General features: G+C 31.7%; 11 protein-coding genes and 1 pseudogene. 11 read left to right on the plus strand and 1 reads right to left on the minus strand.

Going from position 1 to position 15,220, the window contains the following annotated elements:
- Positions 1–40: 40 nt before the first annotated feature.
- The 10 genes and pseudogenes from GFJ36_RS13450 (at position 41) to GFJ36_RS13495 (ending at position 13,063) form a co-directional block, all read left to right on the plus strand.
- Positions 41–1,702: a SpaA isopeptide-forming pilin-related protein gene (locus tag GFJ36_RS13450; protein WP_088110296.1), complete on the plus strand. Its 1,662-nt coding sequence runs from the start codon at positions 41–43 to the stop codon at positions 1,700–1,702.
- 92 nt (positions 1,703–1,794) lie between these two features.
- The gene (locus tag GFJ36_RS13455) at positions 1,795–2,598 is read left to right on the plus strand and encodes a class C sortase (RefSeq protein ID WP_000828079.1); all 804 of its coding nucleotides are present in this window, start codon (positions 1,795–1,797) and stop codon (positions 2,596–2,598) included.
- A 153-nt stretch (positions 2,599–2,751) separates the two neighbouring features.
- Positions 2,752–4,705, plus strand: a pseudogene (locus GFJ36_RS13460) (SpaA isopeptide-forming pilin-related protein).
- Positions 4,706–4,890: 185 nt separating this feature from the next.
- The gene (locus tag GFJ36_RS13465) at positions 4,891–5,451 is read left to right on the plus strand and encodes a class I SAM-dependent methyltransferase (protein ID WP_097890881.1); all 561 of its coding nucleotides are present in this window, start codon (positions 4,891–4,893) and stop codon (positions 5,449–5,451) included.
- 270 nt (positions 5,452–5,721) lie between these two features.
- Complete coding sequence (locus GFJ36_RS13470; RefSeq protein WP_097890879.1) at positions 5,722–6,201, plus strand: SRPBCC family protein; 480 nt, start codon at positions 5,722–5,724, stop codon at positions 6,199–6,201.
- Positions 6,202–6,280: 79 nt separating this feature from the next.
- A complete protein-coding gene (locus GFJ36_RS13475) occupies positions 6,281–9,451 on the plus strand; it encodes an ATP-binding cassette domain-containing protein (RefSeq protein WP_097890877.1) in 3,171 nt (1,056 codons plus the stop codon).
- A gap of 421 nt (positions 9,452–9,872) precedes the next feature.
- Positions 9,873–10,178 carry a PadR family transcriptional regulator gene (locus GFJ36_RS13480; protein ID WP_000338007.1) on the plus strand — a complete coding sequence of 102 codons (306 nt, stop codon included), beginning with the start codon at positions 9,873–9,875 and terminating at the stop codon, positions 10,176–10,178.
- On the plus strand, positions 10,175–10,687 hold the full coding sequence (locus tag GFJ36_RS13485) for a hypothetical protein (protein WP_141542849.1): 513 nt from the start codon (positions 10,175–10,177) through the stop codon (positions 10,685–10,687). Before GFJ36_RS13480 ends, GFJ36_RS13485 begins: the two co-directional genes overlap by 4 nt.
- Positions 10,687–12,132: a serine hydrolase domain-containing protein gene (locus GFJ36_RS13490; RefSeq protein WP_157349652.1), complete on the plus strand. Its 1,446-nt coding sequence runs from the start codon at positions 10,687–10,689 to the stop codon at positions 12,130–12,132. Before GFJ36_RS13485 ends, GFJ36_RS13490 begins: the two co-directional genes overlap by 1 nt.
- Before the next feature lie 121 nt (positions 12,133–12,253).
- Positions 12,254–13,063: a MerR family transcriptional regulator gene (locus GFJ36_RS13495; RefSeq protein WP_097890873.1), complete on the plus strand. Its 810-nt coding sequence runs from the start codon at positions 12,254–12,256 to the stop codon at positions 13,061–13,063.
- A 96-nt stretch (positions 13,064–13,159) separates the two neighbouring features.
- Here the strand turns inward: GFJ36_RS13495 and GFJ36_RS13500 are convergent, their stop codons facing one another.
- On the minus strand, positions 13,160–14,386 hold the full coding sequence (locus GFJ36_RS13500; protein WP_098082212.1) for an MFS transporter: 1,227 nt from the start codon (positions 14,384–14,386) through the stop codon (positions 13,160–13,162).
- A gap of 221 nt (positions 14,387–14,607) precedes the next feature.
- Here GFJ36_RS13500 and GFJ36_RS13505 point away from each other — a divergent pair, with 221 nt between their 5' ends.
- Positions 14,608–15,183: an NUDIX hydrolase gene (locus tag GFJ36_RS13505; protein ID WP_070168846.1), complete on the plus strand. Its 576-nt coding sequence runs from the start codon at positions 14,608–14,610 to the stop codon at positions 15,181–15,183.
- The last annotated feature ends 37 nt before the right edge of the window (positions 15,184–15,220 follow it).

The following is a 15,220-nucleotide window of genomic DNA, read 5'->3' on the forward strand; positions in this document are numbered from 1 at the left end:
GATTTTTAAAATGATAGAAGTAGTAAAGGGGATAAGAGAAATGAAAAAAATATTTAGTGTGCTTTTAGTATTTTTCTTAACATTTTCTACATGGTCTAGTGTATTAGTAAAGGCAGCTTCACCATCCAAAGGTACTTTAACGATTCATAAATATGAACAAGAAAAAGATGGCGCACCGGGGCTAGAAGGTGATGGGTCTGCAAATCAAGAGGTACCAACAAATGCGAAACCGTTAAAAGGTGTAACGTTTGAAGTGAAAAGGGTTGCGTCGTTTGAAAAAATTTCAAACGATGGGAAAATCGTGAAAGAAGATGTGAAGCCTGTAATGGGAGCAACTCCAACTCAAGTAGTAACAGATGATAACGGACAAGCTGTATTAAAAGATCTTCCGCTAGGACGTTATGAAGTGAAAGAAGTGGCAGGACCTCCGCATGTTAACCTAAATCCAAATACGTATACAGTGGATATTCCATTAACGAATAAAGAGGGTAAGGTACTAAACTATGATGTTCATATGTATCCGAAAAATGAGATTAAACGTGGTGCAGTTGATTTAGTAAAAACTGGTGCAAATGAAAAAGCATTAGCAGGTGCAGTATTCTCTTTATTAAAAAAAGATGGTACAGAAGTGAAAAAAGAGTTAGCAACAGATGGTAATGGGCATATTCGCGTGCAAGGATTAGAGTATGGGGAATACTATTTCCAAGAGACAAAAGCGCCGAAAGGGTATGTACTAGATCCGACTAAACACGAGTTTTTTATAAAGACCTCCGGAACTATTAACGAAGATGGAACAATTACTTCTGGTACAGTAGTTAAAGTAGAAGTGCAAAACTATGAAGAACCAAATATTGATAAAAAGATTAACGGGAATTTGGAAGCGTTACCAATTAATCCGTTAACTAATTACAATTATGATATCAAAACATTAATTCCAGAAGACATTAAAGAATACAAAAAATATGTAGTAACAGATACTTTAGACGATCGTTTAATGATTCAAGGAAAACCAGTCGTAAAAATTGATGGAGCGGAAGTAAATGCAAGCATTGTAGAGGTAGCTGTAGAAGGCCAAAAAGTAACAGCCACAGTAAAAGATTTCACAAAGTTAGATGGTAAAAAAGAATTTCATTTACAAATTAAATCACAAGTAAAAGAAGGAGTACTATCTGGTTCGGAAATTTTAAATACAGCAAAAATTGATTTTATAAATAAAAATGATGTAATTGGAGAAAAGGAATCTAAACCTGTAGTTGTTGTTCCGACAACTGGAATTATCGAGTTAACAAAAGTTGATGGTGCTGATAAGAAGAAATTAAAAGGTGCGGAGTTTGTACTTAAAGATAAAAATGGAAAAATAGTTGTTGTGGCTGGTAAAGAAGTCACAGGTGTATCAGATGAAAATGGTGTTATTAAATGGACTAACATTCCGTATGGAGACTATCAAATTTTTGAAACGAAAGCACCAATTTATACAAAAGAAGATGGTATAACAGCTTCATATCAATTATTAAAGGACCCTATTGATGTAAAGATTAGCGAAAATAATCAAACGGTTAAATTATCGATTGAAAATAATAAAAGTGGATGGATTCTTCCTGTAACGGGTGGTATCGGAACGACTCTATTTACTGTACTAGGTCTTGCGTTAATGGCTACAGCGGCATTTGTTTTCTTTAGAAAAAAGGTTGCTAATAATTAAGGTTTTAGGAACATGTAACCAAGTGATGTGAAAAGGGGAGAAGCAAAATGCTTCCCTCTTTTCAATATTTTAGTATATGTAGAGGTGGAAATATGAAACGAAATCTTGTTTTAGGAGGTATTTTTTTATTTGGATTAGCTATTTTTTTATATCCTACTATTAGTAATTGGTTGGCGACTCGTGCACATTATTCTGAGATTAGCTCCTACGATAAGAAGATCAAAGCACTACAAAAGAAAGAAGTTGAACGTAGGGAAAAAGAAGCAACCGAATATAATAAACAAGTTCAAACTTCCATGAAAACATTTGCAGATCCATTTTCTGAAGAAAAAAATAATCATCAAGCATATGCTGATGCGTTAAATTTAGGTGATGTAATGGGGTATATTGAAATATCGAAAATTAATATTAAACTGCCAATCTATCAAGGGACCTCTGAGGAAGTATTGAGTCGGGGGGTAGGTCATTTAGAATATTCTTCACTTCCGGTAGGTGGAGAAAATACGCATACTATTTTAACAGGGCATCGTGGTTTACCATCAGCAAAATTATTTACAGATTTAGATAAGTTGAGTGAAGGAGATCTTTTTTATATTCATTCTTTAGACAAAATTCTTGCTTATAAAGTAGATCAAATTAAAGTAGTGTTACCACACGAAACGGACGATTTGAAAATTGTGGAAAAGAAAGATTATATAACATTAATTACATGTACGCCTTATGGAGTAAACACAAATAGATTACTGGTTCGAGGTGAGCGTGTGGAGTTTAACGAGAAAGAAAAACAAAAAATGCGTAAAGAGATATTTATGTTTAATAAGTGGACCGTAGTAGTCTTAATCCTATTATTATGTGTGTTACTAGTCGCAATTTATAAGAAAAAATTAACTCGATAGAATGAATTTATTTATCCTGTATTAATGGGCAGTGGGACCGAAAATCCAGAGATAAGTAAAGAAGGTATATAGGGGATGAAGTAAATCCTCACTGAAAAAAGTTTCACTTTATTCGACTGTAGAAAAAATACGGTAAAGGTGGGAACAAAGGAATTGAGGTTACAATTAAAGTTGGTAAGTATTCATTTTATGGTTTTGTTAATGTTATGTGTAAGTTTTGTCGTATATGCACCAAAAGAAGCATATGGATCCACGACTAACTTAGAAGGTCTAGGGGATATATCGCGTTATAATGCTGTTGTCTTTGGTAACCATATAGCAGTAGGTGGAGACATTGAAGGAGCAATTGCAGTTCAAGGTGATATGGATGCATCTGGTTATACAATTGTAGGTGCAGCAGCGGGAACATCTAATATAGTTGGGGAAAAATGGGATGATGAGGGATATCCATCCTTGTTATTGTCTGGAAAATTTAAAAAATCAAGAGAGGAATCTTTTATCATTCAAAACGGAATAGTCGTAATGACAAAAGAGAGTGATCCAGATCGTATCATACAATCTTCTTATGATCGTATCGTTTATAAAGAAAAACTAGAAATTGACGCGAAATTTAATGAATTTCACAACATAGTGAACCAAGTCAGTAAAAATGCAGGTCAATATAAAACGAATACCCCAATTCCAAATATGAGTTATGGAATCGGAAAAGATATAAACAATCCTAATATTTATGTTTCATCAGAACTGGTAGGGAAAATCAATTTAGATATAAGAGATGTCTTTTTACCTAATGCTAAAGGAAAAGATTTTATCGTTATGTATTCGGATGCAATAGAGGTTACATTTAAAAATGGTGCTATCTTATATGACACGAACAATATTGGTAGGGCTACAGATATAATTCCTACATCACAACCCTATTCTCTTAATTCACCGTTCACTGAGTTATACGGGAAGGTGATTTGGGTTTTTCCTAATGCAAAAAAGATCACAACAGAGGGATATGGTGTCGTTGGGAGTGTGTTTGCTCCAAATGCTGTATTAGAAACAAAAGGCGGTTCAATTAATGGACAAGCATTTGTCGGTGCAGTACAACAAACTGGTGGATTTGAATTTCACAATTTCAAATTTAATTGGCAACATTGGAACAAGCCTAGTACAGGAAAAGTAAAGATAAAAAAAGTAGATAGTAATAATGATAATAAAGAATTGATGGGGGCAAAGTTTCATATTGAAGATTCAAATAAAAAAGTAGTTGGTGAGTTAGTAACAGATGAAAAAGGGGAAGCGATATCAAAAGAATTACCAATAGGTAACTATACTCTTGTGGAAACAGAAGCGCCTAAAGGTTACGAATTATTAAAAGATAAAATAGCTGTAAAAGTAGAAAAAGATGTAGTAGTAGAAAGTAAAATAGGAAATAAGAAATTACCAGATCCGATGGGGAAAATGAAGCTAGTGAAAGTAGATACGGGAGATAAAAATAAAAAGCTAGCAGGAGCAAAGTTTCATATTGAAGATTCAAATAAAAAAGTAGTTGGTGAGTTAGTAACAGATGAAAAAGGAGAAGCGATATCAAAAGAATTGCCAATAGGTAACTATACCCTAGTGGAAGTAGAAGCACCTAAAGGTTATGACTTATTAAAAGATAAAATAGCTGTAAAAGTAGAAAAAAGATACAGTAGTAGAAATTAAAATAGGGAATAAGAAATTACCAGATCCGACTGGGCAATTTGAAATTGAGAAAGTTGATGATAAGGATATTAATTTAAAACTAAAAGGTGCTGTATTTCAAGTATTAGATAAAGAAGGTAAAGAAGTTACTAGATTAACAACGGATGAAAAAGGAAAGGTGATTTCCAACCAGTTAGTACTTGGAAAGTATATGATTAAAGAAATAAAAGCGCCAAACGGTTATATGTTACTTAGAGATCCAATAGAAATAGAAATTACAGAAGCGGTAAGGACACAAAAACTAACAGTGAAAAATGTGAAAAATAATTGGGTAATTCCTAATACTGGTGGCAGCGGAACAACAAGTTTTTACGTGATTGGTTTTGTGCTAATGTTTGGTGTGTTATGCTTATATAAGAAAAATCGTATATAAATAGTATAAAAACAGTTGTGTATTATGAACTGATTCCATAAAGTTAGAAAATCGTTTGGTTAGAAAAATTTCCAGCATGAGTTCGGTATTGTACTGGATTCATGCTATTAAATTTGTTGAAGAAGGAAGGGTAATAGTAAACATAGAATATATTAATAAATCAAAATATTTATGAGGTGAAAGTGATGGCAACAAAACAAGATGAAATTAAAGTAGTAGTCGGCGCTGGCGTGTTTAATAATAATCCAGGTTGGATTCAAACACAAGAAGATGAACTTAACTTATTAGACAAAGCTACGTGGGAAGAAAGATTTGAATACAACTCTATTTCAGCTATTTTAGCTGAGCATGTATGGGAACACCTTTCTTTTGAAGAAGGTATAAGAGCAGCTGAAATTTGTTATGAATTTTTAAAGCCAGGAGGGCATATTCGTTGTGGTGTTCCTGATGCATTTTTCCGAGATGAAGCATACCAAAACATAGTTCAAATAGGCGGACCTGGCCCGAAAGATCATCCAGCAGCAAGTCATAAAATTGTTCATAATTATAAAACATTAACGGAAATGTTTAAATTTGCTGGATTTGAGGTAGTTTTACTTGAATATTGTGATGAAAATGGTCAGTTTTATTACAACGAATGGGATGCAAACGACGGTGTTATTTTCCGTTCGAAAAGGTATGATTCTAGAAATAAAGGTGATAAGCTTGGCTTTCCATCGCTAATTGTGGATGCGATTAAGCGGTAAGTCATTCAATAAAAGCAGGGATTAATACTATAATTTCATGAGTCGCAAATGCGGCTTTTTTTATTGGTGCGTAAGTCTATATTTAATAAGGAAACGGATATACATGATAATTATTTTTCAACATTATATAACTCGACTTGGAAAATATTTAAGTTTTTCTCATTACCATTAACTTTAAATTAATACTTCGTTGACATAAAGATTTATTTTATATTTATATTCGTGTAAAATAGAGTGAGAACATACATTCTGTATAAAGGGGCAATCAATATGATAGCTGAAATTGGGAAACTAACTAATGGGTATATTGTAAAATTTGAACGCCGATTTCCAAATACAATAGAGGAAGTTTGGTCTGTTTTAACAGAAAATAGTAAGCTTAAAAAATGGATGTCTAATTTACAAATTGAAAGTCTTAAAACGGGTGGAATAATAAAGTTCGACATGATGGATGGTTCATTTATAAATATTGATATTTTAGAGTGTCAACTAAACACAGTACTAGAATTTAGTTGGGATAAAGATCGTGTCCGATTTGAAATACATAAAGAAGAAAATGGTACTCTTTTACTTCTTAAAGAATACATTCATGAGTTAACAGATCATACACCGAAAGATATAGCTGGTTGGCATATTTGCTTAGATCTTTTTTCTTCCGTACTAGAAGGAAAAGAAAAAGAATTTTCTAAAGATGAATGGCAACAATGGTTTGAAACATATAAGGATAAGATCCTTGAAGTGAGAGGATAATTGTATAAAAGGTTATAGTCATTATGTAATTATTACACTGTAAAAATGATTTTAAAGAAAAATAAGAATAGAGGTTAATATGAAAGTAAATCAATTAATTGCTAATAACATAAATAAATTAGATACAGTAATTCCATTTAATAAGTCGTTTGGAATCGCTGGTTTATCAGGCTCAGGTAAAACAACCTTTTGTCAAACGATTGGTGAAGAATCAAAAAAACGATTAGTTTCTTTATTGCCAAAGGCTGAATATCAATATTTATTTCCTAACATTATGGAAACGAATTTTAGTGCTATTAAGATAGAAGATATGCCTTTAGTTCTTTTTCTAGGAAAATCATCGATTTCTTCCAATCCACGTTCAACAATCGGTACACATACTGGTGTTTTCACAGAGGTACGTGAAAAACTTGCTGATGTATTTCATCTTTCACCTGAGGTTTTTTCGTTTAATAATCAGTTAGGTTGGTGTATTGGTTGTAAAGGCCGAGGTACTACTAAAAATATTGAGTGTGAAAAATGTAAGGGAAAACGTTATAGCGAAGAAATCGAACAACATACGATAGATTTATTTGCTAAACCACATACAATTTCAAATATTAATGATTTAAGTGTTGAGTCTATTCTTTCGTTAGCGGAAGAGTTAAATATTAGTGAAGCAAAGCAACATATACTGCAAAATATAATTAATATGAACATTGGTTATTTAACATTAAATCGAATTATGGGTACGTTGTCAGGTGGAGAGTTAACAAGACTATATTTGGCTGAATTTATGGCAGTAAGCGAAAATACTGTAATTATTATTGATGAGATTTCAGTTGGACTTGATCATGAAACATTATTACAAATATTAGAAGAGATTAAGCAGTTAGGGTGTAAAAATCAAATTTGGCTCATTGATCATTCAGATACAGTACTGGATACAACAGATGAGCAATTGTTCTTTGGACCTGGTAGCGGAAAATATGGTGGACAAATTGTGAAAGAATCGCCAAGACCAAAACCAATACTGTCGGATCTAAATAAAGAAGTACCAACAGAATATTATACATTCCAAGAATTATATTGTCGCAATATCCAAATGGCGGAATTTCAAATTCCTAAAAATAGGCTTGTGACGGTTACAGGAGAGTCTGGATGCGGGAAATCTACACTTGTCAATGAATGTTTAGCTACAGATTTCTTGAAACGATATCCAAAAGATAAACTAGTTATGGTAGGGCAAGATCGCAATCAATCCATTACAAGTCGATCAACTGTAGCAACTTTTCTAGATATTAAAAAGAAACTAACAAAGTATAGTGAAGAAATTGATGATATTTTTGAGCGTTCGATTGAAGATATTATTGATGAACTTCCAAATGAAGATATTGCGTTTAAACGCTTGAGTCTACTAATTAAACTAGGACTTGGTTATTTAACGTTAGAACGAAAAACACAAACATTATCAACAGGTGAGTTCCAATGTGTTCATTTAGTTTCAGAGTTATTTGCAAACACAAGAAATCCACATACGTTATTTATTTTTGATGAACCTTCAAAAGGTTTATCGCAAAATATTTTAAATCAATTTATAGACAGTGTTAGAGGAATATTGCAAGATGAATCAGTATCCATCGTTATGATTGAACATAATAGTTACATGTTAGAAAGCTCTGATTATATTGTAGACTTCGGGAAAAGACAGCTTGAGGCTATCAATCATCTTGAAGTAGTAAGTCATGATGATTATTATCGTCAGAAAACCACTGTGAATAATGTTGAGCAAATCCATATTACTTCAGCGCTTAAGCATAAAAAAGGCGTTCACTATTTAGAAGAAAATCATATTAACTATTTTAAAAATGCTGAAAATGTTTATAAGGGTGGTATTTTAAAAAGTTTATCATCAATGGCGCGTTTAATTTATGGTGAGTATGAATCTAATACAATTGCACCGGTTATTGCTATTGATCTTGAGAGACATTTATACAGTCAATATAGTTTTTTATATGAGGTTGGTGGATTAATTAATCATATTGTAGCTGCTCATCCAACTAATAAAGATACGAGAAGTTTTGATTTCTATTCACAGGACAATCATTGTCCATCTTGTTCTGGACGTCTTCAAATTGAAGTTTTCGATAAAGATATTACAATCCAAAATAAAAACGTTCCATTTTGGGACGGTTTATTTGATCCAGAAATCATGAAAGTATTAAAATTTTATCAATATGAGAAAATAGAGTTTCTATTCGAAGAAATTAAAAATGAACTTGGTCACGATTTGTCAAAGAGCTATAATGATATGTCAGAAGAAGAAAAGCATACGTTTTGGTATGGATATTTTGAAAAATCATTTTATGATAAAAAAGGAAAGACGCGCAGAACATGGGTAGGATTTAATACGATTATTGGTGGATATATTGTTATTTCAAAAGCACCTGTTAAAGAAGAAATTAAGGCTTCTAAAGAAATGGTAACATGTCCAATTTGCGAAGGGACGGTTTTAAACCATCATAAACCACTTAAATTTGGCAACTCAGATATTCGTGAAATTATCAATCAACCAGTTAATGAAGTGTTGAAAATAGTCGGTGATTTACCTGAACTTCATAAATTGAAATATATTGTTGGTGGCAATATGAGATTGACAGAAGATGTTTCTTTATTGCCAAGAAAAGCACAAGTTGTACTAAAAATGTTTGAACTAGAACAGGCAAGCTTTTTAAACTATGAAATGGTGTTACAAAATGTCTTACCATTCTGGGGCGAAATTAAAGGGAATATCGAATCCATTAGTGTTAATAATCAAGTAACTGTTTGTGATTTCCCTAATGTTTATGAAACGAGAGAAAACATAATAGATCAGTATTTCACAAATGGTAAATATAAAAAACTTACGTATGTATACGAAGCGTTTGGATACAAAAAATTAGTTACCCAAATTAATAAAATTAAAAAAAGTGATCCATGTCCATTCTGTAAAGGAAAGAAAGTTATTACTGAAGATAATTTGCATGATGGTGTTTTTAAACTAACAATTCCATGTGTAACTTGTAATGCAAGTGGTATTAATGACGAAGGTCTAAAAGAAGTTGTTGAAGGTGTGGATGTAAAAACATGGTTAACTGGAAAAGTTAGTGATGTTGTGGATGAGAACTTATTAACAGAGGCAGTTGCGCAAATACCAATTTTTAATCGTATTCGTGAATTGGATAAACGAGATATGATGGCGATTTATGAGTGTCTTGAGCGTAATCAGTAAAGTTTTATTAGCTTATGTGTTATTAACATAACTTATATAAAACGTATATTCTTTATAATGTTTATAATAACGCAGTATGAGTATTACAAGGTAATGAAAGAAGATCCAATTTCTTAATGTGAAAATTAAGGAATTGGATTTTTTAGTATTTTTATGTCCCGTATACTATATTTCCAGCTAAGATATGGAGGAGAGATAGAGAAATAAAAGGGACAAACAGTTGATATATTATGTAATTATTATATTATAAAAGTAATTGTTAGGGGTAAAAACAGTTCGCAAGTAATATCTTTTGCTTATAATATCTTCGTTCTGTTGTCTGATTTTTTGGATTTAACAGAAATATATACTTGAATGAAGTATATATTTCTGTTAAATTTATCCTATGGATAGAACGAGTTTAATTAAAGGTCATTTAGAAATGTGTGTATTATCTATTTTGTCGAAAAAGAAAAGTTATGGTTATGAGATTATGAAAGAACTTGAAGTAAACAATTTAAAACTGAAAGGAGTGGGAAGTATTTATCCCATTTTAACTAAGTTGAAAAATCAAGAATGGGTTAATACTTATCAAGTAGTAACAGACAGTGGTAAAGTTAGGATTTATTATGAAATTAATGAAAACGGGAAAATACGTCTTGAGAAAAAAATTAATGAGTGGTTAGAATTGCAATCGGATATTCAAACATTATTAAAAAGCGGTTTGAAAGGAGACCTTCTGAAATGAGGAATAGATTGATAGGTAAAGAAAAGCAATTTTTAACAGACGTACTAAAGGAATTAAAGCAATACGATATAAGTTTAGAAGAAAGGCATAATATTAAGCGACAAATATTAGAACATATTCAAGAATGTCGTGAACATGGTGAAGATAGTATAGATGATTTAGGTACACCTCAATTATTTGTTCAGGATTTTTTAGAAGTAAATGAAATTGATTTAAAAGTTAAAATGAAACAACTTCAAAATGAAAAGGACAAATATAACACATTTATGTTACGTGGCATATTCATCGCAGTTATTACTTACCTCAGCTCACAAACTATATTTTCAATATTTTTAACTGAATCATTTAATCCAACTAATAGTAAAAATGCATTTCAGTATAATCTTTTATATCGCATATCAGAGAATCAATGGTGGAACGCATTATTAATAATGACTAGTTTGACACTCTCTGTAGTAGTATATATTAGCTTAGTAAGTTATAAAAAAAAGAAAGCATCTAAAGTATAATGAAGAATACGATCTATAAAGTCTTTCTAATTTGTATTCTTTGTAATGTATTTATGCTATGTATCACACATCCAAAAGTTTACGCTCAGCAGAATGTTAAAGTTACATTAGATAAGTATATTGAAAAATTTATAAAGGAACAGAATATTCCAGGAGCTGCTGTTGCAATTGTACATAATAAAGAAGTATTCTTCACAAAAACGATGGGGGTTACTGGAGAATCTGAAAAAAAGGTAACTAGTAAAACGCCATTTGCAATCGGCTCAATAAGTAAATCTTTAACAGCTTTAGCTATAGTGAAATTAATAGAAGATAAAAAAATAAAATTAGAGGACCCAGTTCAACGATATCTCCCTTGGTTTAAACTAAAAAATCCTCAAATATCCTCAACTATAACAATCCAACAACTACTAACTCATACAAGCGGAATCAACACATATGAGGGCTTAGCATTATCAGATAAGCAATCCAAAAATTCTACAGCATTAAAAGAAAATGTAATGACGCTTTCAAATGTAAAATTAACTGCTCCACCAGGTGAAAAATATCAATATAGTAATGCGAATTATATAATACTTGGTGCGCTTATTGAGGCCGTTACAAATGAAACATATTCATCATATATGGAAAAGCATATTTTTCAGCCATTAAATATGAATGGTGCGGCAGCAAGTAAAGAGATTGCATATGAAAAAGGTTATTTAACAGGTTATCAGTCTTGGTTTGGCATACCGAAAAAAAGTATAGTCGCCTATGATAATGCCGGGGCACCGTATGGCTATATTACTGCAAATTTAGAAGATATGATTCAGTATACTATGTTTTTGAATCGGTTAGAGGATGCTCAATTCTTAAAGCAAGAAAACATGGATCTTTACCTTTCACCACTTTATAAAATAAATTCAGAAAAAAGTTATGGTTTTGGATTAAGAACAACAAATATAAATGAAAGTGAAACGATGATTTGGCATTCAGGATCAACGCCCGATGCTCGTGCAGAAATATTTATTTTAAATAAAAGTGGCTGGGGTGGTGTGATTTTAACAAATAAAAATCATGTTTTAGAAGAATCAGCACTATCGGAATTGAAAAATGGGATTATTAGTATTTTGAATGAGGAAGAACCGGTTGATATCCCTAAAAACATACCATTAACACAAATTATTTTGTTGATAGTTACACTTATACTTTTCATAATATCAATTATATTAATTAAAAAGTATAAATATATAAAAACTGTAAAAAAGCTAATTTGGTTATTCACAGGGAGTCTATCCCTACTATTATCCATTATTTTCATCCCACTGCTTACTTATAGTACAAGTTCACCTTGGCGTACGATTAAAATATTTGCGCCAGACGTAGCTGTATTTACAAGTATTATTGTAACTTTATTAGCTGCGAACGGACTAATATCAATTCTTATAGCCTTAAGAAGGAAGTAAGTATAAGGGGAAAGAATGAAAGAAATATAAGTTAAGTGTTAGAAACAGTTGACTCTCACACAATGTCATTGTTTAAGATGAAGTTGAACTTCGAAGTAGATGTAACTTATAGGAGGAAATCATGTTTAAAATAGGAGACTTTTCAAAACTATCTTCCATTAGTATTCGGATGTTGAGACACTACGATAAAGTGGAATTATTACAACCAATAAAAGTTGATGAGCAGAGTGGATACCGATACTATTCAGCAGCCCAATTAAAGAAAGTAAATCAAATTCAAACGTTAAAAAATATGGGATTTAATATCGCTACCATTAAAAAAATAATAGAATGCGATAATATAGAGGGTATTAAGGAGCAATTTTTAAATCGTAGTGCTCAAATTAAAGAAGACATGACTAACCTCAAAAAACAATTACGTCTCCTCGAAGATTCAATGAAAACGATGAGAGAGGATGTTGTTGATATGAATTACCACGTTTCAATAAAAGAAATTCCAGAAAGATATGTAGCCAGTGTTAGAAAGGTTATTCCATCATATAATTGTGAAGGCGATTTATGGACCATGTTAATGCAAGAAATTCATATGAAAAATATTAGTATGGCCCATCCGAGTTATAGTATCGCTGTCTTCCATGATCAAGAATACAAAAAAAATGATGTAGATGTAGAAATACAGCTAAATATCTTAGGAAAGCATAAAAATACAAAAGATGTTTATTTTCAAAAAAAAGAGCCAATCAAAGTAGCTTCTGTAACAGTAAACGGAAGTTATGAACAAATAACAAACGTAAATGAAGCAGCCGCAAAATGGATTGAGACAGAAGGTTACGAATTAGCAGGCCCTATGTTTAATATTTATCATGTGAGCCCAGCGATGGAATTGGATCCTAATAAATGGGTTACAGAAGTTTGTTATCCAGTTAAATGATGATAAAGAAAAAAGGCATTATAATATGCCTTTTTTCTTTATAAACTTATCCATAAATTTTAATTAACCAATCATACATAATTATCTTTCCTTCCATCATAGCTTTCGTATCGGACTACATAGTGCAATAAAAACTTCAAGTAACTTCGTAAAGGCAGCTAAAGCAAATACATACACTGGATTATAAGCTGAAATAATGCCTCCTACTAATGCCCCGAGTGGCATAGCTAATCGTGTAAGTACACGTGAAAATCCTAAAACTCTCCCTTGCATATTTGATGGAACTGTTTCCTGGCGAACGGTGGCTACAATTGTATTCCATGCAATATTGCAAGTCATTGCAACACCGAAAGCAATTCCAGGAGCGAACCAATATGTATTCCAAAGCGCGCAAGTTAAGCCAATTGCTCCAACAAATAGGAGTAAAGGAATTAGTATGCCGCGCTGCAACCTTTTTTCTAAAGGAACTGCAATCAAGCTTCCTAAAAGACCACCTATTCCAATTAATGAATAATTAACCCCACTTTGTTCTGGGGTAAGTTGTAATGTGGATAATAAATAATACATGAATACACCTAAAACCGCACTTGCTCCAAAGTTTCCTATCATAGCTTGAAAAGATAAAGCTAAATTTAAGCGGTCATTTTTGAGCCATGTAAATCCATTAACCAAATCAGATAGTACATTTTGAAGTGTATTTTTATCTTCACATTTTTTATTTGTGTTTTTCATAGACGGTAATAACATCACAGCAACTAATGTTGCAATAAATGAAAGAACATTAATCCAAAGCAACTGAAAGCCGCCAATAAAAGAAATGAAAACCCCAGCTATCATTGGACCAAATAAACTAGCCAATTGATTGACCATTTGATAGAAAGAATTGGCCTTCGTTAAGGATTCTCCAGCAATTTGCGGAATGACTGTAACAGTTGTTACATCAAAAAGCATAGACATAACTGCTAAGATAAAAGTAATTACGTATAAATGCCAGATTTCTAATAGATGTAATGCGTGTAGAATTGGTACGAGACTTACTAAAATAATATTGGTAATATCCGCTATCCAAAGTAATTTTTTTCGATCGTATCGATCAATTATTACACCAACTAAAGGGCCGAATAAAACAATTGGCAATACATTAATAGCAAATAAAGAACTCATAATTACAGCTGAACCGGTTAATTGATAGGCAATCCAAGGCAATGCAAAAGTATATAGTGAATCCCCAATTCGTGAAATGAGTAAACCAAAAATAAAAATCTTGTATTCTTTAGAGAAAGTTGTCTTTACGGTAAATCTTTGTTCTTGTTTAAGTTTCACACTATTTATACCACCTTTATTATAGAGGAATTTGAAAAAAATCCGTTCAATATTTGTTATATATAGAATTCTATGATTCTTTTGTGAATCCTACTTTTTAGATGTATTTTAAAATTTTAAGGAGGGAATAAAAATGAAGGCTTTGGATTGAAGATTATTTAAAAACATAATAAAATTATAGTAAACTATTTTGCGAGAAAGTTGATTAAGGAGGGGAAATATTGATACATATAGATAAAAATGTACGAACATCTGGTGCATATGTAATATACGAGAACTTATTTGTTTTCCAAGTTGGGCCAACGAGTAAAGGAGATACATTAGGTGTAGTAAGGCTCGGCGGACATAAAGAAGATGAAGAAACAGCAGTAGAAACTGCTAAAAGAGAAGTGAGAGAAGAAGCTACTATCGATATTACTATTTTGAGTTCACCAAGTACATATTATAAAGAGAACTGGAATGTGCAATCAAAGAAAATAAAGGTAGCAAATGAGATCAATCCAATATTAATTATTGATAGTCCAGATGAAACTTTATCTATTATGTATATGGCACATTCAGAAAATAAGCCATATCCATCTTCTGAAACGAATGGACTTTTATTACTTACTTTAAGTGATATTAGGCTAATTTGTAGTAAGGAAATAACACTAAAAGATTATATTAAGCAAGGTGGAATAGCTATATTGAAAGAAAAAATGGATATAGACTTAATCTTACAACCTTATCCGCAACTTATGTTTTTAGCAGGAATTTTAAAAGAGGATCCTGTATTACTGCAGCAGTTTCTAAATTAGCAACAAAAGCCACCTTAATAAGGGGCTTTTGTTTTAA

This window comes from Bacillus sp. EE-W1, from assembly GCF_009760835.1.
GTDB classification, from domain to species: Bacteria; Bacillota; Bacilli; order Bacillales; family Bacillaceae_G; genus Bacillus_A; species Bacillus_A wiedmannii.

What these genes read in the sequence shown, in the direction of transcription:
- GFJ36_RS13450 (WP_088110296.1), top strand. Translation starts at nt 41, where the DNA reads ATGAAAAAAATATTTAGTGTGCTTTTAGTATTTTTCTTAACATTTTCT.
- GFJ36_RS13455 (WP_000828079.1), top strand. Translation starts at nt 1,795, where the DNA reads ATGAAACGAAATCTTGTTTTAGGAGGTATTTTTTTATTTGGATTAGCT.
- GFJ36_RS13465 (WP_097890881.1), top strand. Translation starts at nt 4,891, where the DNA reads ATGGCAACAAAACAAGATGAAATTAAAGTAGTAGTCGGCGCTGGCGTG.
- GFJ36_RS13470 (WP_097890879.1), top strand. Translation starts at nt 5,722, where the DNA reads ATGATAGCTGAAATTGGGAAACTAACTAATGGGTATATTGTAAAATTT.
- GFJ36_RS13475 (WP_097890877.1), top strand. Translation starts at nt 6,281, where the DNA reads ATGAAAGTAAATCAATTAATTGCTAATAACATAAATAAATTAGATACA.
- GFJ36_RS13480 (WP_000338007.1), top strand. Translation starts at nt 9,873, where the DNA reads ATGTGTGTATTATCTATTTTGTCGAAAAAGAAAAGTTATGGTTATGAG.
- GFJ36_RS13485 (WP_141542849.1), top strand. Translation starts at nt 10,175, where the DNA reads ATGAGGAATAGATTGATAGGTAAAGAAAAGCAATTTTTAACAGACGTA.
- GFJ36_RS13490 (WP_157349652.1), top strand. Translation starts at nt 10,687, where the DNA reads ATGAAGAATACGATCTATAAAGTCTTTCTAATTTGTATTCTTTGTAAT.
- GFJ36_RS13495 (WP_097890873.1), top strand. Translation starts at nt 12,254, where the DNA reads ATGTTTAAAATAGGAGACTTTTCAAAACTATCTTCCATTAGTATTCGG.